At 61.0% G+C, this 19,332-nt stretch carries 9 protein-coding genes and 1 rRNA gene; 3 read left to right on the forward strand and 7 right to left on the reverse strand.

The window, feature by feature from the left end:
- A 5S ribosomal RNA gene (gene rrf, locus AC07OF_RS07845) occupies positions 1 to 75 on the forward strand; the annotation flags it as partial.
- Between the two features lie 62 nt (positions 76 to 137).
- On the opposite strand, the gene AC07OF_RS07850 is transcribed toward rrf, so the two are convergent.
- The 5 genes from AC07OF_RS07850 to AC07OF_RS07870 all read right to left on the reverse strand — a co-directional run bounded on the left by AC07OF_RS07850 (position 138) and on the right by AC07OF_RS07870 (position 7,143).
- Complete coding sequence (locus tag AC07OF_RS07850; protein ID WP_495072738.1) at positions 138 to 605, reverse strand: SRPBCC family protein; 468 nt, start codon at positions 603 to 605, stop codon at positions 138 to 140.
- 30 nt (positions 606 to 635) lie between these two features.
- On the reverse strand, positions 636 to 4,091 hold the full coding sequence (locus tag AC07OF_RS07855; protein WP_495072739.1) for an amino acid adenylation domain-containing protein: 3,456 nt from the start codon (positions 4,089 to 4,091) through the stop codon (positions 636 to 638).
- Complete coding sequence (locus AC07OF_RS07860; protein WP_495072740.1) at positions 4,088 to 5,035, reverse strand: diiron oxygenase; 948 nt, start codon at positions 5,033 to 5,035, stop codon at positions 4,088 to 4,090. The genes AC07OF_RS07855 and AC07OF_RS07860 overlap by 4 nt, the downstream gene beginning before the upstream one ends.
- Positions 5,032 to 5,808: a DUF3050 domain-containing protein gene (locus AC07OF_RS07865; protein ID WP_495072741.1), complete on the reverse strand. Its 777-nt coding sequence runs from the start codon at positions 5,806 to 5,808 to the stop codon at positions 5,032 to 5,034. The genes AC07OF_RS07860 and AC07OF_RS07865 overlap by 4 nt, the downstream gene beginning before the upstream one ends.
- A 642-nt stretch (positions 5,809 to 6,450) precedes the next feature.
- A complete protein-coding gene (locus AC07OF_RS07870; protein ID WP_038605341.1) occupies positions 6,451 to 7,143 on the reverse strand; it encodes a GntR family transcriptional regulator in 693 nt (230 codons plus the stop codon).
- 302 nt (positions 7,144 to 7,445) lie between these two features.
- Here AC07OF_RS07870 and lapG point away from each other — a divergent pair, with 302 nt between their 5' ends.
- Positions 7,446 to 8,108, forward strand: a complete 663-nt coding sequence (gene lapG, locus AC07OF_RS07875) for a cysteine protease LapG (protein WP_408635414.1) — start codon at positions 7,446 to 7,448, stop codon at positions 8,106 to 8,108.
- Between the two features lie 10 nt (positions 8,109 to 8,118).
- Positions 8,119 to 10,065 carry a cyclic di-GMP receptor LapD gene (lapD, locus tag AC07OF_RS07880; RefSeq protein WP_157190704.1) on the forward strand — a complete coding sequence of 649 codons (1,947 nt, stop codon included), beginning with the start codon at positions 8,119 to 8,121 and terminating at the stop codon, positions 10,063 to 10,065.
- A gap of 37 nt (positions 10,066 to 10,102) precedes the next feature.
- On the opposite strand, the gene AC07OF_RS07885 is transcribed toward lapD, so the two are convergent.
- Both AC07OF_RS07885 and AC07OF_RS07890 read right to left on the reverse strand, forming a co-directional pair.
- On the reverse strand, positions 10,103 to 10,447 hold the full coding sequence (locus tag AC07OF_RS07885) for a hypothetical protein (RefSeq protein ID WP_038605348.1): 345 nt from the start codon (positions 10,445 to 10,447) through the stop codon (positions 10,103 to 10,105).
- 157 nt (positions 10,448 to 10,604) lie between these two features.
- Positions 10,605 to 19,316, reverse strand: a complete 8,712-nt coding sequence (locus AC07OF_RS07890) for a retention module-containing protein (protein WP_495072742.1) — start codon at positions 19,314 to 19,316, stop codon at positions 10,605 to 10,607.
- Positions 19,317 to 19,332: the final 16 nt, after the last annotated feature.

Here is a 19,332-nt window from a genome sequence, read left to right on the forward strand (position 1 = left end):
GAACTCAGCAGTGAAACGATGCATCGCCGATGGTAGTGTGGGGTTTCCCCATGTGAGAGTAGGTCATCGTCAAGATTCAATTCCAGAACCCCTGTCTGCATTGCAGACAGGGGTTTTGTCATTTCTGGCCTACAGCTTCAGCTCAGCAGGTTGCGTACATTGTTCAGCGCGTCATCGGCAAAGCCCTGAAGAAACGCCTGAAACCCCGGCAGGGCGTCGCTACCACCTGTGTAAGGCTCAGCCTGGATGGTCCAGGTAGCGCGGGCACGGCGCTCATCCACCGCCTCGACCTGCATGGCCGCCCAAAGATTACCGATGTTCAGGCTGGTGTAAATCAGGCTCCAGGTCATGTACATGGCCTGCTCGTCGCGGGCATTGAGCTGCTCGATGACCACGTTGCCGTCCTTGAACAGCTTTTTGCGCACCGAGCGTACGCCGCTACCGGTCATGTCGATGTGGGCAAGCGCCGGGATGAACACCGGGAAGCCGGCAAAGTTGCCGACGATGTTCCAGACGCTGGCGGCGTCCGCGGCGATCTCGACGCTGGCAACTACCTGGCAGCCGTGCGGATTGCGGATCAAGGTATCGGGTTGAAGTACTTGCATGCTGTGGATCTCCTGCGTGGGTTGAAGGGGTCAGATGAAACGGATGTCGCGTAGGTACTGGCAGCCGCGCTGCAGTAGTTCTGGCGACTTGGCCGGGTAGCGGGCGCCCATGCGCTCGACGCCGGCGCGGGCGTTGCGGTGCTGGATGTTGGAGATATCGCCGATGTCGTCGCCGAAGCCGTCGAGGTAAAAGCCCAGTACGTCGAACAACGCGTTGTCCCGATCGACTCGCCGCAGCTGGCGTTGCCACTGCGCCACGCTGACCAGCTCGAAGGGGGGTGTGTGCTCGCGAAAGGCCTGAACGTAGTCGCACCAGCTGAGCGGCTCGGGATTGTGCAGGTTGAACACGGCGTGGCCGGCCTGGTAGCGGCTGCTGTGGAAGGCGATGAAACGAGCGAGGAAATCCACTGGCATCAGGTCGAAGTTCAGCTCCAGCGCCGGGACCTGGCCCAGTTGCAACGATCCTTTGAGCATCAACATCAGGCGATTGCGCTGGGGTTGGCAGACGCCGGTACGGCTGTTGAAACTGATGTTCCCGGGGCGATACAGGTTGACCCACACGCCCTCGGCGCGAGCGCGCTGGAGAATGCGTTCGCCGACCCATTTGCTCAGGTTGTAACCGTTGCGCAGGTAGATGGGCGGCGTTTGCGCCGGTTCTTGTTCCAGTACCTGACCGTCGCTGTCGATGGCACTGCAGGCCGACAAAGTCGAGATAAAGTTGAAGATCTTCTTGCGCCGGCCTTCGCACAGGCGCAGGCATTCGAACAGCGGCTCGATGTTGTCGGCGGCCAGGGTCTGGTAGTCGAGCACATGGTTGACCTGCGCTGCGTTGTGCAGCAGGGCACCGTACTGGCTGTCGAGGTAGTCGTAATCGCTATCGCTCAGGCCCAGTTGCGGCAGGCGCAAGTCGGCGTCGAATACCTTCACCCGACTCAGGTCCAGTGAACTTAGCCGGTTTTCTTCCAGGGCCTGAAGGAAGCGCTCATGGGCTGATTGCTGCTCATTGCGCCGGACCAGGCAGGCGACTTCGCTGGCACCCCATTGCAGTAAGGCTTCGACCAGGTGAACACCGAGAAAGCTATTGGCGCCGGTGACAATCACCTTGTGCACATCGCCCAGTCGCGCCATGGGTTGAACGACCAGTTGCAGCTCACGACGGGCATCGCGTTCGGCCCGGGGATCGAGAGCGCTGCTGATCGGTGCTTGCGGGCTGACCAGCTGCGCGAGGCGTTGCACGGTCGGCATCTCGATAAAGCGGTTGATCGGGATACCGCAGCCGAACTGTTCGCGCACCTCCAGCAACAAGCGCGACAGCAGGATGGAATGGCCGCCCAGATTGAAAAAACTGTCGACGGTAGCGATTTCCGCTTCGGACAAGCCCAGCAGCTCGCTCCACAAGGCCCGCAGACGTGTTTCGGTGGGGTTGCTCGGGGGCAGACGTTGTTCGGTCTGTAGTAACCCCCGAGGCAGCTTCAGCAGCGCCTGGCGATCGACTTTGCCGTTGGCGGTGTAGGGCATCTGCGCTAGCAGCTGGTAGAAAGCCGGACGCATGTAGTCGGGCAGATGAAGTTCGGCATATTCGCGTAAGGCGACATCATCCGGCGTGCTCTGGGGTTGGGCGGCGAAGACCAGGATTCGCCGTTGATCATCGATGACCACTGCCAACTGGCGGAACAGCCCACTGTTGCGCAGACAATGCTCGATCTCTTCGGGCTCGACGCGAAAGCCGCGGATCTTCACCTGATTGTCGCGACGGCCACACAGTTCGATGCCATCAGCGCTCCATTTGCCGATATCACCGGTGCGGTACAGACGCCGGCTGATGCCGTCGGCCAATGTCAGCTGCAGAAAACACTCGTCGCTCAAGGCGGGGTTGTTGAGATAGCCCAGGCCGACGCCGAGGCCATCGATGTACAGCTCACCGGGCTGTTGCTCGAGAACGGGTTGTAGGTCCTGGTCCAGGATCAACACTTGGGTGTTGGCGATGGGACGCCCCAGGTTGCGGGGGTTATCGCCTGCCTGGAAGACCCGGGTGGTCGCCAGCACCGTGGCTTCGGTCGGCCCGTAGATGTTGTGCAACTGACACTGTCCGGCCAGTTGAGCGATCACCGCTGGTTCACAGACATCGCCACCGGTGATCAAGTGGCTCAGGCCCAGCGGCTGGTCGAGTGGCAGGATGCTCAACAGCGCGGGCGGCAGGAAGGCATGGCTGACCTCTTGCTGGCGGATCAGCGTCAGCAGTTGCTGCGGGTCACGTCGCTGGTCTTCGCTGGGGGCCACCAGCTCGGCGCCGCAAATCAACGTCGGCAGAACATCCAGCAGCGAAGCATCGAAGCCTATGGTCGAGAATTGCAGCACCCGGCTGTGCTGGTTGAGCTGAACATGCGCGGCATACCAGGCCTGGAAGTGGCTGAGGTTGCGCTGGCTAAGCAGTACGCCCTTGGGCTGGCCGGAGGTGCCCGAGGTATAGATCGCCGCGCAGGGGGCATCCATGGCCGGGCGCTGGCGCATCAGCGGCGGTGGGAGGCTTTGCAGATCGATAGGCAACTGATGCACGTTCAGCGTCGGCAGACAGGGGTCATCAGCATCGAACTGGCCATCATGCAGCAACGCACTGGCCCTGGCGTCGCGCAGAATGTGCCTCAGACGTTGCGCCGGTTGGCTTGGGTCCAGCGGCAGATACACCGCGGCACAACCAAGCACGGCGAGCAGGCTGGCGTAGAGCGCTGACGACTTGCCCAGGCAGACACCAATCACGCTGCTGTGATGCGGGTCGGCAGCGGCAGGTAGCATACGCAGCAGCTGTTGCTGGATGGCGGCGGCTTGCGTGTGCAGTTGCCGATAGTTGATGCGCTGGCCATCCAGGTTCAGTGCGGGCTTGTGCGCATGGCTACATAGGCTGCGCTCCAGCTGTTCGATCAGCGAGACTTCGGCTTGCTCCAGCAGCGCCAGGTCCGTGGTCTGGTTGAAGCGGTGAAACAACGCCAGCTGCTCCAGCCAGTCCAGGCTGTGCTCGCAGTCATGCTGGCCTGAGGTGATGGCTGTGGCTTCAAGCAGATGCTCAGGGTTACGGGCGAACCGGCTGACATGCAGGGCGATCAACGCCTGCAGGGCGTCCATTGCTTGCACACGTAATTGCTGGCCGTTGCCCGACGGGTCAGTTGTCAGTGCCTGACGTTCGATCAGGCGCTGGGTGGTGGCGCTGCCGGTCCAGCACAACAAATCGAGCCGCGGTAGCTCATGACCGGGCAACTGGCTGGCACCCAGGCGCAGACTCAGTAGCGCGCACACGTGCAGGTTGCGCCAGGCGGCTGAATCAAGCGTCAGGCTGCCATCTTCGATGACCAGTCCAGGCTGCCCTGTGTGCTGCGCCAACGCCTGGGCGCTGCTGGCCTGGGAGACGCCATGGCCCTGTTGTTCCAACGCTTGGCAGACACGGGTCAGCGCCGGGCTGGCGCCGACCAACAGAATTTCGAGACGTCTCATGAGTCCCTCCTTGGCTCGGGCAGGTAGTGCGCCAGTGCGCGCTGCACGCAAGGCGAATCGAGCATCGAGCTGCTGCGCAGAAAGCGCAGGATGTTGCCCAGCAGCGGATGCTGGTGATTGATCGGGTAGGCCATGGCGAGCACTTCCACACGCAACGCCTGGCGTATCGAAGGAGCTACGGGCAGGTGATCGATCAGGGTGAAGTCGAAGGCTTTCTGGATCTCGTTGGTCAGGTACTGCTCGAGAAACACCGGAAGGATTTCGGCGATGCACCGGCGATCTTGCTCTGCGGCGCTTTGCCAATAGATCCGCGTCAAGCGTGCCCAGAACATCGAATGACGTCCTTCATCGAGCAGGTGGTCGGCCATTAGCCCTTTGACCGAGGGCTTGACCGTGTCATCGCGGGCGAAGGCGGCCACGTCGTCGGTCAGGGTGTTCTCGGCAATGCCGACACAGATCAGCTCCAGAGCGTCGCGCAGGTGGGCTGGCGCCAGGGCCAGTGCCGCCGGGATGGCGCGGCTGAGTTCGATTTCATCGGGCAGGCTGATCGGTTCAATGCCGGTCAGGGCAATGGTCTGTTGCATGAAGTCCATCGCCACCAAGGCGTGGTAGTCCTCATCGACAACCACTGTCATCGCGTCATAGCGACAGGCGAAGGGAAAGCGGATGGCGAAGCGGTCCTTGGCGATTCGGCGGGCGGTGCGATCAACGATTTCGGTTTCGAAGATCACCACATCGTTGATGAACTTGTAGAGGCTGTGCACCAGGGCCAGGTCGCGCAACTGCGGGCATTCACGCAGAAAACTCGCCGTCAGCACCAGCGGCTGGCGGCTGAGCGGGTAGATCAGGCGCTGATCATCTTCGACCATGCGTCTGGGCCGGGTGCGGATGGTTGCCCGGTTCTCCCAGGTCTCGGCGAAGGACTGATAGTCAGAGGCGTTCATACACTCACCTCGACCTGGAGAGTGCGCATCGACAGAAGCAAGCGATCCCACAGGGCAATACGGCTTTGCACCGCCGCAATGGCCGCCTGGTACACCTGCTGCTTACGTTGTGGATCGTCCTGGACCAGACGGGCGAGCAATTGCTCGGCGGCCGGGCCGTGGTCTTCGGCATCCACTTCGATATGCCGTTGCAGGTAGTAGCGAAAAGTCGGTGCCTGTTCGCCACTGATGCCCCAGTCATCAAGGATGCGCTGGAACATCCCCGGGATGACGCTTTCCCGCCCGTGCAGGAACGCTGCGGCCACGCTGTGCGCCGGAGCATTGAGGGCGATGTCGAGGGTGTGGCAGACAAACTGCCGGGCTGCATCGCTGGCTCCGGCCTGTTGCAACGCGCTGGCGTAGCCGATGCCTTCACGTTGCAGGCTGACGAAGCGTTCGATGGCCTGGGTGCTGGCGCCTACTTCGCGCATGGCGTCCAGATACAGCTCGAAGTGGCTGTAATGACCCTGTTCGAGGCGCTCATCAGATTCTTCGCCCAGTACAATCTCATTGATCAGGCGTGCGGCTTTCGGGTCTTGCGGGGGGAGCCAGGGCAGAGCAACGCAGGTCAGTTCCTGTTGCAAGCGCTTGGTCAGTGACATGAAGTCCCAGACGGCAAACACATGGGTTTCCATGAACCGTTGAAGTACCGGTAATGAATGGATCTCGGCAAAAATCGGATGGCTGGAAAGTTGTTCTTTGTAATGCGCCAGTGTCGATTCAAACGTGGTCATAATGTTCCCTCATCAGTACTTGGTAAGTACCCGGCTGTTTATTTGTTACAGCGCTTTATCTATTTCCAGTCGAGCAGGTGTCTCGATTGCAAAGTCGATAAAAATGCTTCGGGTGTTTTGCCAGGGCCCATGACGGCAGGTGTTTACAGGGTGCGCAAGCTGGTTGTGGCTCGCTTGTGGCTGGCGATTTAAAAGTTAGAACAACTTTCGAGTTTGGCGCAATAAGTTTGTTGAATATATTTGCGCTGTATGTTTTTTAAATATAAGTGTGTTGTATAAAACTCTCCGTGAAGGTTTTATTGGTATGTAAGTGCTCCTTCCGACAATTAAGGGTCAGAATTAAAACAGCATGAGCGAATGCCTCACTCGGAGCACTACTGGGGCAGGGCTATCGGGGTGTTGGTTCGGTGGGCAGCTGATCGGTATCGGTCCTTGCCCGGCGACTGGCTCCTTCTGCATGTTCTGGACGAGCAAACGGCCTGGCCCGCCTGAAAGGCGATCAGCGGTCGTTGCGCGAACTAGAGTGTGCCGAAAACGCGGACGCTGCCATGTCTGGCTGAAGGGGCAGGGGGAAAGACAGAAGGTCTGGGCAGCCATCACACCAGGATGATGGCTGCCCGTCCGTAGCTCAGAGGCTCGGGATCACTCTACCGGTCGACTGTTCAGGTAGGCTTTGATGGTTTTTGCTGCGGTGTTCAGATGGCGCTCAAGCACCCTGATGGCATCATCGACCGACTTGTCGTTGGCCGCATCGACCAAGCCGTTGTGGTCGTCCTGGGTCAGTTTACCCAGGCCCATCGAGGACAGGTGAAAGCGCAGGAAGCGTTCTTCTTCGTTGAGCTCGACTTCAATCAGGTGCAGCAGCTTCTTGTTCGAGGCCTTGCTGTACAGACTCATGTGGAACAGGCGGTTCAGGCGGCCGATTTCAGCGTGCCGGGTTTCGTTTTCCAGTTGACTGATGTAGCTGCGGGCGAGGGCGATATCGTCAGCATCGAGCAGAGGAATCGACTGACGCAGTGCTTCGGATTCCAGCAGCACTCGCAACGCATAGGTGTCTACGGCATCTTCACCGATCAGCGGCGCGACCACGGCGCCCTTGTGCGCCACTACCTGCAGCAGCGATTGCGCTTCAAGCTGGCGCAGCGCTTCACGCACCGGCATGCGGCTGACCCCGAACAACGTCGCCAGCTCCTGCTGGCGCAGGGCCCGACCGGGTGGCAGGCGGCCATCGAGAATGGCGCTGCGCAACCGCTCTTCAATCACACTACGAGCCAGGTGCGGCGGCACTTGCTCGCTGCCCAGTATTTCGCTCAGAGGTCTGGATTTTTCGGTCACGCTTTACATTGTCCTTGATGTCTAATTGCTTTGATCATTGGATCCAATCACCCTAGTTAGCGCAGGAGCCCTTGTCAAACCGCGCTACTGCGGCAGTAGTTGCTATCGTGAATGAAGTTTTTCTCCAAGGGAAGTCGAGCCGACGTACTGGGGCCGGGAGGCTGCCAATAGACAGGCTGGTTGATATTGCGGTGATTGCAAGGTGCCATTGTTTTTTAATGGGCAAGGCCGCACCATCGATACTTTTCCACAGGTCTGCGCAGGTTTTCGCATTGGCGATACGTTGGGCTGTTCACTTGACCATGCGTCGGCTGGGCCTTGCCGTGGTGTTCGGCTGCCTGCTGTTGGGCAGCCTGCAGGCCGATTGGGATTTTTCCCAGATCAGCCGGCGTGCCCAGTCGCTGTACGGGCCGCTAGGCGCGGGACAAGGCCGTATCGATGCTTGGCAGAACATGCTGGCGACAGAAAAGCAGGGCAGCGATGCCGAGCAGCTCAAACGGGTCAACCTGTTCTTCAATCACCAGTTGCGCTATGTCGAAGACATCGATCTGTGGCGTGAGGTCGATTACTGGGCAACGCCGATACAGGCCTTGATCAAGGGCCAGGGCGATTGCGAGGACTATGCTATCGCCAAGTACTTCAGCCTGCGACGCATGGGGGTCCCGGCGGAAAAACTGCGCATCACCTACGTCAAGGCGCTGCGCCAGAATCGCGCGCACATGGTCCTGACCTACTACTCGAGCCCCAATGCCATGCCACTGGTGCTCGACAGCCTGATGGACGCGATCAAGCCCGCCAATGAGCGTGCCGACTTGTTGCCGGTCTATTCCTTCAACGGTGAAGGCCTGTGGCTGACCGGTGCTGCGGGCAATAAGAAAGTCGGCGACACCAAACGCTTGTCGCGTTGGCAGGATCTATTGAAAAAGATGCAGGCCGAAGGTTTCCCGGCCGAACCGGTTTACTAAAGGAGCACAGATGTCACTGTTCAAACAATTGCTGCTTGCCATCTGCCTGTTCCTGGTAGTCGCGTTCAGCGGCAGCTTCATGGTCAGCCTGGAAAGTTCGCGTAGCCAGTATGTCAACCAGCTGCGCTCGCACGCCCAGGATGCGGCCACGGCGCTGGCGCTGTCGCTGACACCGAACATCGATGATCCGGCGATGGTCGAGCTGATGGTCAGTTCGATTTTCGACAGCGGCTACTACTCGAGCATCAAGGTCATCGACCTGGGCTCCAGTGCCGTGCTGGTGGAGCGGCATGCCGAGGCTGATGCCAACGGTGTACCGGCGTGGTTCATTCGCCTGATCGGCCTTGAAGCTGCCGGTGGCGATGCGATTGTCAGCCGTGGCTGGCAGCAGGCGGCGCGGGTTGAGGTGGTCAGCCATCCGATGTTCGCCCTGGCCAAGCTGTGGCAGAGCGCCCTGGGCAGCCTGGGCTGGTTGCTGTTGTGTGGTGCCTTGAGCGCGGTGCTCGGTGCCCTGCTGCTGCGTCGCCAGCTCAAGCCGCTGGACTACATGGTGGCGCAGTCTCACGCCATTGCCCGCCGTGAGTTCCTCAGCCTGCCCGATCTGCCGAGCACCCCTGAACTGCGGCGGGTAGTCCAGGCCATGAACCAGATGGTCGAGAAGCTCAAGGCGTTGTTCAAGGAACAGGCCGAGCGCAGTGAAAAACTGCGGGTCGAGTCTTATCAGGACAGCCTGACCGGCCTGGCCAACCGGCGCTATTTCGAGATGCAGCTCAACGCCCAGGTCAGCAATATCGAAGAGGCCCGGCCGGGTTACCTGTTGTTGCTACGGGTCAAGGACCTGGCCGGGCTCAACCAGCGCCTTGGCGGTCAACGCACCGATCAATTGCTTCAGGCCGTCGGCCAGCAGTTGCAGCGCACCTGCGCCAACTATCCGGAAACCAACAACCTGATCACCCGCAGCCGTGGTGGTGAGTTCGCCGTGCTGGCGCCCGGCCTGGTGCACGAAGAAGCGGTGCAGCTGGCCCAGGCCCTGGAAGTGACCCTGCAGAGCCTGGCCGACACCGGCGCCACCGACGTCACGCCGGTGGCCTGCATCGGCATGGCGCCCTACAGTCCGGGTGATGCACCTCAGGCCCTGCTGAAACTCGCAGACGAGGCCCTGGCCCGGGCCGAGAACCAGGTAGAGCCGGGCTGGGTCTGCCTGGAGCAAGGTACTGCGCCGCAGGCGGGCGATACGCACCATGCCTGGCACCAACTGCTCGATGAAGCGCTGCAGCAAGGGCGCTTTCAGCTGTTCTTCCAGCCAGTGGTGGCCAGCGATGCGCCGGAGAAGGTGTTGCACTACAAGGTCATTTCGCGGGTACTGGATGCTCAGGGGCAGGCGATTGCCGCCGGACGTTTCCTGCCCTGGCTGGAGCGCTTCGGCTGGTCGGCGCGGCTTGATGTGCTGATGCTTGAGCAGGTGCTCAAGCACATGCAGAACCACACCGAATCATTGGCCTTGAACCTGTCGGCAGCCACCCTGGCCGATCCGGGTGCATTGCAGCGGGTTTATGAGCTGCTCGGCCAGCATCCGGCACTGGGGCCGCGCCTGACGCTGGAACTCGGCGAAGAGCAGCTGCCCGATCAGGCCGTGCTGGAGCAACTGACCCGGCGCTTGCGTGCGCTTGGCTTCAGCCTGAGCCTGCAACGCTTTGGCGGACGCTTCAGCATGATCGGCAACCTGGCTCATCTGGGGCTGGCGTACCTGAAGATCGACGGCAGCTACATTCGCGCTATCGACCAGGAGCGCCACAAGCGCCTGTTCATCGAAGCGATCCAGCGCGCAGCACACAGCATCGACCTGCCGCTGATTGCCGAGCGGGTCGAAACCGAAGGTGAGCTGAAAGTATTGCGCGAGATGGGCATCCAGGGCGTTCAGGGACGTCTGGTGGGCGAGCCGGCACCCTGGCGTTGAGGCAAGTGGCTGCAGGCCCGCAGCGGGCCTGCACTGTTCAGATCAGGCCGCCGTTCTCTTCGCTGTCATCGATCAGGTTGGTCAGCCCGCCCAGCACCTGGCGGGCATTTGAGCGGCTGAGCAACTTGGCCTGAGCACCGGGTGGCAGGTCAGTGATGCTGATCACGCCTTTGGTGGTCAGTACTTCAATCAGGTCTTCAAGCACCCGGATCATGTCCAGGTCGCTTTGCTTGAGTTGCTTGAGGCTGTTCTCGACCACGTCGTCGGCAAACCAGTCCTGAACCTCGGCATGGTCGGCCGGCAGCATCTCTGTGTACTCGGCGTAGGGTGCGGCCTCTACCCGGACTAGCTGGCCCTGTGCATCGCGTTGCACGTAGAACATGGGGTATCCCTCTGAAGTGTCAGTCCGTATCCGCAGTCAGCAGCATAGGCCAAGCTGGCCGGGCGTGAAGCCCGGCCAGCGAGTATGCGCTGTGACACGGTACAGGGAAAGTCCGCAGCGTTGCGCCAGCCGGACAGCGGCTGGCGCAGGCTATGGATCAACTGTTGGAGTGGTCGATCTTGATGGTCGGGTCGGCACCGGTCACCAGCGAGTTGATCGTGGTGTTGGCCCAGTTGACGCCTTCCAGCTTGATCGTCACATCGGCGTTGGCCAGGCCACCGGCGGAGTTGAGCTTGCCTTCGGAGCTGACCTGCAAGGTCGACTCGCCATTGACCGTAGTGATCTTCAGGAAGTTGTCGATGGTGCTGGCCTTCTCGCCCTGCAGCAGGTCGCTCAGGTCCAGACGGTCACCTTCGGCAGGCTTGAAGTCCTTGATGACATCTTTGCCCGTGTCGCCGGCTTTCCAGATGAAGGTATCAGCGCCGCTGCCACCGGTGAGGATGTCATCACCCTTGCCGCCGGTCAGGAAGTCCTTACCTTCACCGCCAAACAGCAAGTCGTTGCCCTCTTCGCCGAGCAAGGTGTCGCTGCCATTGCCACCGAGCAGAATGTCATTGCCCTTGCCGCCATCGAGGTAGTCGTCGCCACCCTGGCCGAAGAGGATGTCATTGCCGTCGCCGCCCAGCAGGGTGTCGGCACCATCATTGGCGCGTGACACATCGAACTCGCTGACGTGCTCGGTGATGTACTGATGCAGCACCCGGCCGTCGACATCGCCCAGATTCACACCCAGCTTGCCGGCCACATAAGCCTGCATGGCTTCAACGCCGTTACCGGCGATGCCGTCGAAGCTGACCAGGTCACCGAACAGAATGTCGTTGCCATCGCCACCCGCGAGCGCATCGTTGCCCGGTTTGGTGGCCTCGGTATGGCCGAGAATGGCCTCGGCCAGTTTGCTCGGGTCGATGTTGGTCTGCGGTTTGCCGTCGGTGTCGTATGGCCGCAGGGCGTTGGCGTTGACGCCGTTATTCAGACCGATCGCTTCAACGCTCGAGAGATTGGCCAGCAGCAGGAATGCCTCTTTGGCGTTGACGCCGGCCCAATAGGAGCCCGATTCCGCATAGGACAGCTCAAAGGTGCCATCGCCTTGCGCATTGAGTTTTCCAGAGGCGTTGTAATCGGTGTACCAGTATTTGCCAGAGCGATACTCGGCGGTGAGGTACCCGGATTTGTCGATGCTGATCCGGTTGTCATCACCCACCTTGTAATCTCTGATTACGTCGCCCGATTTGTACTTGAGGTCCCTGAGTGCATCATCCATCGTGTAGTTGGAGTACGCGAATGTCGGGTTGGTCTTCTCACCCCGCTGATACACGTTCGGTTCGCCATCGGTGATGAAGAACGTCTGGTTGCTACCGGTGCTGCCGGCATCTTTGAGATTCTGGAACCAGTTGGCCGTGGTCTTGAATGCATCTTCGTAGTTGGTACTGCCGCCGGCCTTGAGGTTGTCGAGCGCTTTTTGCAGCGTCTTCAGGGCGTCCTTGTCGGCAAGATCGATCGAGACGGTGGTGTTGACCTTCTCGGAGAAGTCCACCAACAGGATATTCACCGTACCGGACTGCGCACCATTGACGCTGTTGGCCAGAGTCTTGAACACCGACTCCAGGGATTTTCTCGCCGCGTCGACGCCCGACTTCTCCATACTGCCCGAGGTATCGACAATGAACGCCAGGTTGTAGTCCTGCCCTGGTACTACATGCAGGCCGTTGACGTCGGCAACCACGATGTCGTTCTCGGTGCCCAGGGTCTTGTTGTCGTTCTCCGCCGTCAGGTTGCCGGGGAGGTAGGTATCCGGGTAGACGGTAACCGTGATCGTGCCCGGGGTGGAGGCGGTGTCGTTATTGGCCTTCTCGGTTGCAGTCGAGGTGACGGTGACGTCGAACTGGCCATGGTAGTAGGCCGGTGGTTTGATGCTCAGGCCGTTCAGGTTCCAGCCGGTGACATCCACCTCCGTCTTGCCGACGGTAACCGTGTGACCAGCGCCATCGCTGAGGATCGAACCTTCCGGAATACCACCCAGCTTGATGCTGAGCTTTTCCGATCCGTCGGTATCGGTCAGGCCGGTGGAAATACCCACCAGCTTGACGGTGCCGTTCTCAGCGCCTTCGTTGAGCTTGTAGCCCTGGTAGTAACCTTCGCCATTGTCGCCGTGCAGCTCGCCGACGGTAACGCCAGCATTGCTCAGCTCGTTGGCGTTCGGGTACATCGGGATGTTGCTGTTGCTCAGGTCGACCGGCGTGCCGCCATTGACCGACAGGTTGACGTCATAGCTGCCAGGGCCGCTCTGGTTGGCGTGATAGATGTCCAGAGTGTAGTAACCGCTGATGCTCGGCGTGAATGAGCCGCTGATACCGCCACCGGCACCCCAGGTGGCCGACGCCACATTCTTGCCGCCGATAGTGATCAGCAGGCTGTCGTCACCGACACCGCTGAAGCTGTAGGTCTTGCCGGCTTCCAGGAAGATCAGGCCGGAGGTCTTCGAACCCGAACCGCCGGTCACACTGCCATTGGACTGGGCGTTGGTCACCGTCGAGCTGCTATTCGGGTTGCCGGCGTTATCGAAGACAGTCTTCAACGCATCACCGGTGATGCCGTTACCGTTGGTACCCAGACCTTTCAGGCTGTTCCAGGTTTCCTTGACCAGACCGATCGAGTTGACGTTGTTGCTGCCGATGATCAGGCTTGGCGCGTCGGCGACCGGGGTGATATCGACCTTGAGGGTCGATTCGTTGCCCATGCCCTGACCGTCGGTTGGCTTGAACTGGATCTGTGCGTAGTCAGCCTTCTGGTCACCCACACCGTTGCCGCCGTTGGCGTTGATGCCCGACTCGTTGTGATCCGGTACGAACTTCAGTTTGCCGGCATCGATGTCGGCTTTGCTGAAGGTCTTGGCAGCGTCGACATCGGCCTTGGTCAGGGTTTTCCAGACATCGCCATCCTTGTACTGCAGCACGCCATCGGCAGGCAGTTTGGTGATGGTCAGGCCCAGATTGGCGGCCGGGGTGTCGGCATCGGTGATGCCGAAGTTGGCCCAGGTCAGCACCAGGTCGGTATCCTCGGTGCCGGTCACGGCGCCGCCGGCGGCGACTGGCGCTTCGTTGCTGACAATGGTGGTGGTCACACTGCCATTGTCGCCAACCACCAGGTTTTCGAAGTTGCCACCGGTAGCCGAACTGATCTGCACATTGAAGGACTCAGCGCCTTCGGCGATGCCGTCACGCAGGATCGGCACACTGAAGGTGCCGGTATTGCTGCCTTTCGGAATCGTCACGGTGGCCACGCCGGTGAAGTCCGAGCCATCTTTGGCGGTACCGGTGTAGCGCAGCGTGATGGTGACGTCAGTTTCAGCCTTGCTGGACAGCGTCAGGGTGTAGTTGGCGGACTCACCTTCGGCAACCGAGGTAGTGCCGGTGATGCCGACCGTAGTGGTGTTGGTGGTATCGGCCACGTGGGTGACAGCGGGCTTGTCGCTGATCTCCAGTTTTTCGAAATTGCCACCGTTGGCACCGGTGATGGTCGCACTGACGTCGCCTGCATCGATGTACACATCGTCGCTTGGCGCATCAATGGTGATGCTGCCGGAGGTCTTGTCGGCGGCGATGATGATGGTCTTGCCGTTGCTCAAGGTCACGGTAACCGGGGTGCCTGCCGGGTTGCTCAGGGTGGCGGTGTAGGTGATCTTGCCACCTTCATCGACCGACGGGGTTGCCGTCAGTTTCAGGGTGGTGGTGTCGATGGTATCAGTTACCTTGGTGACCGCAGTGGAACCGTCGACTACCAGGCTCTCGAAGTCTCCGCCGTTGGTGCCAGTGATCTTCGCGCCGACATTCCCCTCATCGAGGTAGACGTCATCGCCTGGCGCATCAATGGTGACGGTACCGGTGGTCTCGCCCGCCTTGATGGTAATGGTCTTGCCATTGTCCAGGGAGACGGTCATGTCGGTGCCGGCCTTGTTGGTCAAGGTGGCGGTGTAGGTGATCTTGCCGCCTTCGTCGACCGACGTGGTTGCGGTCAATTTCAGACCGGTGTCGTTCTGGGTGGCAGGGCTATCGGTCACGGTGATCGTGGTTTCACCCGAGGTTTCCAGCTTCTCGAAGTTGCCGCCAGTGGTGCCGGTAATGCTGTTGGTCAGGTCCAGGTTGCTGGTGTGGACGTTGTCCGGTGCGGTGTATTGCACGGTACCGGAGGTGGCATTGACCGGGATGGTGATGCTCTGGCCGTTGGCCAGGGTGATCACCAGCGGTGAGCCGGTAACCGGGGAACTGACGGTGGCGGTGTAGGTAATCACGCCGCCTTCACCGATGGTGGTCACATCAGCAGTCAATTTGACCGTCGAAGTGTCGTAGGTGTCAGCGACATCGGTAACGGCTGGAGTGGCGTCCACCACCAGCTTCTCGAAATCACCGCCATCAGTGCTCTCGATCACAGCTTCGACTTTACCAGCGTCGAGGTAGACGTCATCCGTCGGTGCGTCGAAGAGCACGCTGCCCTGGGTCTCGCCTGCCTTGATCTCGATGACCGCCCCGTTGTCCAGGGTGATGGTCATGTCGGTGCCAGCCTTGTTGGTCAAGGTGGCGGTGTAAGTGATCTGGCCGCCTTCCTCGACGTTGCCAGTAGCGCTCAGGGACAGACCGGTCTCGTTCTGAGTGTCCGGGCTATCGGTCACAGTGATGGTGGTTTCACCCGAGGTTTCCAGCTTCTCGAAGTTGCCGCCAGTGGTGCCGGTGATGCTGTTGCTCAGGTCCAGGTTGCTGGTGTGCACGTTATCCGGTGCGGTGTATTGCACGGTACCGGAGGTGGCATTGACCGGGATGGTGATGCTCTGGCCGTTGGCCAGGGTGATCACCAGCGGAGTGCCGGTAACCGGGGCGCTGACGGTGGCGGTGTAAGTAATCACACCGCCTTCACCGATGGTGGTCACGTCGGCGGTCAGTTTGACCGTCGAGGTGTCGTAGGTGTCCGCGACATCGGTCACGGCTGGAGTGGTATCTACCACCAGGTTCTCGAAGTCACCGCCATCGGTGCTCTCGATCGTGGCTTCGACCTTGCCGGCGTCGAGGTAGACGTCGTCCGTCGGTGCATCGAAGAGCACACTGCCCTGGGTTTCGCCGGCCTTGATCTCGATGACTGCCCCGTTGTCCAGGGTGATGGTCATGTCGGTGCCGGCCTTGTGGGTCAGGGTCGCGGTGTAGGTGATCTGGCCGCCTTCATCGACATTTAGCGTCGCGGTCAGGGACAAACCTGTGGTGTCTTCGGTGCCTGGACCGTCGGTCACGGTAACCGTGGTCTCACCCGAGGTTTCCAGCTTCTCGAAGTTGCCGCCGCTGGTGCCGGTGATGCTGTTGGTCAGGTCCAGGTTGCTGGTGTGGACGTTATCCGGTGCGGTGTACTGCACGGTGCCGGAGGTGGCGTTGACCGGGATGGTGATGCTCTGGCCGTTGGCCAGAGTGATCACCAGCGGGGTGCCGGTAACCGGGGAACTGACGGTGGCGGTGTAGGTGATCACGCCGCCTTCGCCCACGGTGGTCACGTCGGCAGTGAGTTTGACCGTCGAGGTGTCGTAGGTGTCAGCGACATCGGTAACGGCTGGAGTGGCGTCCACCACCAGCTTCTCGAAATCACCGCCATCAGTGCTCTCGATCACAGCTTCGACTTTACCAGCGTCGAGGTAGACGTCATCCGTCGGTGCGTCGAAGAGCACGCTGCCCTGGGTTTCGCCGGCCTTGATCTCGATGACCGCCCCGTTGTCCAGGGTGATGGTCATGTCGGTGCCAGCCTTGTTGGTCAAGGTGGCGGTGTAAGTGATCTGGCCGCCTTCCTCGACCGACTTGGACGCGCTCAGGGACAGACCGGTCTCGTTCTGAGTGTCCGGGCTATCGGTCACGGTGATGGTGGTTTCACCCGAGGTTTCCAGCTTCTCGAAGTTACCGCCACTGGTGCCGGTGATGCTGTTGGTCAGGTCCAGGTTACTGGTGTGGACGTTATCCGGTGCGGTGTATTGCACGGTACCGGAGGTGGCATTGACCGGGATGGTGATGCTCTGGCCGTTGGCCAGAGTGATCACCAGCGGGGTGCCGGTAACCGGAGAGCTGACGGTGGCGGTGTAGGTGATCACGCCGCCTTCGCCGATGGTGGTCACGTCGGCAGTCAGTTTGACCGTCGAGGTGTCGTAGGTGTCAGCGACATCGGTCACGGCTGGAGTGGTATCTACCACCAGGTTCTCGAAGTCACCGCCATCGGTGCTCTCGATCGTTGCTTCGACCTTGCCGGCATCGAGGTAGACGTCGTCCGTCGGTGCATCGAAGAGCACACTGCCCTGGGTTTCGCCGGCCTTGATCTCGATGACCGCCCCGTTATCCAGGGTGATGGTCATGTCGGTGCCGGCCTTGTGGGTCAGGGTCGCGGTGTAGGTGATCTGGCCGCCTTCCTCAACGTTGCCAGTAGCGCTCAGGGACAGACCGGTCTCGTTCTGAGTGTCCGGGCTATCGGTCACGGTGATGGTGGTTTCACCCGAGGTTTCCAGCTTCTCGAAGTTGCCGCCACTGGTGCCGGTGATGCTGTTGGTCAGGTCGGCGTTACTGGTGTGCACGTTATCCGGCGCGGTGTACTGCACGGTACCGGAGGTGGCATTAACCGGGATGGTGATGCTCTGACCGTTGGCCAGGGTGATCACCAGCGGGGTGCCGGTAACCGGAGAGCTGACGGTGGCGGTGTAGGTGATTACGCCGCCTTCGCCGATGGTGGTGACGTCGGCGGTCAGTTTGACCGTCGAGGTGTCGTAGGTGTCCGCGACATCGGTCACGGCTGGAGTGGTGTCTACCACCAGGTTTTCGAAGTCACCGCCGTCGGTGCTCTCGATGGTGGCTTCGACCTTGCCGGCGTCGAGGTAGACGTCGTCGGTAGGCGCATCGACAGTGACGGTGCCGCTGGTCTCGCCGGCCTTGATCTCGATGACCGCCCCGTTGCTCAGGGTCACGGTCATGGCCGTGCCAGCCGGGTTGGTCAGCGTCGCGGTGTAGGTGATCTGGCCGCCTTCCTCAACGTTGCCAGTAGCGCTCAGGGACAGACCGGTAGACGCCTCGGTATCCGGACCATCGGTCACAGTGGTCACCGGATTGCCGGTGGTTTCCAGCTTCTCGAAGTTGCCGCCAGTGGTGCCAGTGATGCTGTTGGTCAGGTCCGGGTTGGTGGTGTGGACGTTGTCGGGTGCAACGAACTCGACCGAACCGCTGCTTTGGCCAACGGGAATAGTGATTTGCTGACCATTGGCCAGGTTGATGACCAGTGCCGAACCGGTAACCGGTGCGGTCACCGAAGCGGTGTAGGTCACCACGCCGCCTTCAGCGACGCTCGGGGTCGCGGTGAGGGTGACGGTTGAGGTGTTGATGGTGTCGGTGACCTCGGTTACCGCCGGTACTTCGCTGACCACCAGGTTCTCAAAGTTGCCGCCATCGGCCTTGTCGATGGTCACGCCAACACTGCCGGCATCGATGTACACGTCGTCGCCAGGTGCCGCTACGCTGACGCTGCCTTCGGTCTGGCCAGCGGCAATGGTGATCACCGCGCCGTTGCTCAGGGTCACCGTTACCGGGGTGCCGGCCGGGTTGGTCAGGGTCGCGGTGTAGATGATCTGACCGCCCTCGGCGACGGTGCCGGTGGCCGTCAGGCTCAGGCCGGTGTTGTCGAGCGAGTCGGTGATGGTGGTAACGGCCGGGTTCGGGTCCGGCACCAGGCTTTCGAAGTTGCCACCCGTGGCCCCGGTGATGGTAGTGCTGACGCTGCTGCCGTTGTTGTAGACGTCGTTCGCTGGCGTTTGGACATCGACGGTGCCGCTGGTCTGGCCCGCGCCGATGGTGATGGTGGTGCCGTTGGACAGGGTGACGGTCACCGGCGTCTGGGCCGGGTTGGTCAGGGTGGCGGTGTAGGTGATCACGCCACCTTCGGTGATACTCGGGTTCGCGCTCAGGGTGACCGTGGTGGTGTCGACGGTGTCGGTGATCTGGGTAACCGCCGGGGTGGTGTCCGGGGTGATGATCAGGCCGGCGCCACCGCTGGTGCCGGTAATGGTCGCAGAAATCTCGCTGCCATCCACGTACACGGTGTCGTTTGGTGCAATGGTCACGCTGACGCTGCCGGTGGTCTGCCCGGCGCTGATGACGATGACCTGGCCGTTCGACAGGGTCACGGTCAGGTCAGTCAGCGGCGGCTGGCCCAACGTAGCGGTGTAGATGATCACACCACCGGCCTCGGTGATCGACGGCGTGGCGGTCAGGGTCAGGCCGGATTCGCGCGTAGGCGTGGTGGTGTTCGCGTTATTGGCATCGTCCAGGCCGCCCAGATCCAGGCGGTTGTCATCTGTGGCAAAACCGATAGGGGCAGTCGGGAAGCCAATGGTCGGATCAACCGAGCCTGCCGTGGCATCCAGCATGACGAAGCTGTGGCCACCACCGGCAGCACCACCAGAGCCTGCAGCCGAAGGGCCGGCCGCGGTGGCTTCCAGTTCGGTGGTCGGGTCGGCACCAGCAGCAATAGCTTGTTGCAATTCTTCAACCGAAGGCGCGGCCTGCGCGGTGGCAGCCGAAAGGTCGGTGCTGCTGTCTGGCGCATCGGCGCTCCATTGCGTATCGCGCCCCAGGTCCAGCGTGCGGCCGTCGGCCAACTCCAGGGTTACAGCGCCCGCCAGGCCGGTCAGCACCTGCTCGCCAGCAAGCAGGCGGTCACCTTCGATGAGGACGCGCCGAGCCCCTTCCGGGGATACGGCGATGACTTGACCAACAATGCTTTTGACGATGGCAACAACGCTGCTCATTGGACTCTCCGAATAC

The organism is Pseudomonas sp. GW821-FHT10B02, assembly GCF_059415665.1.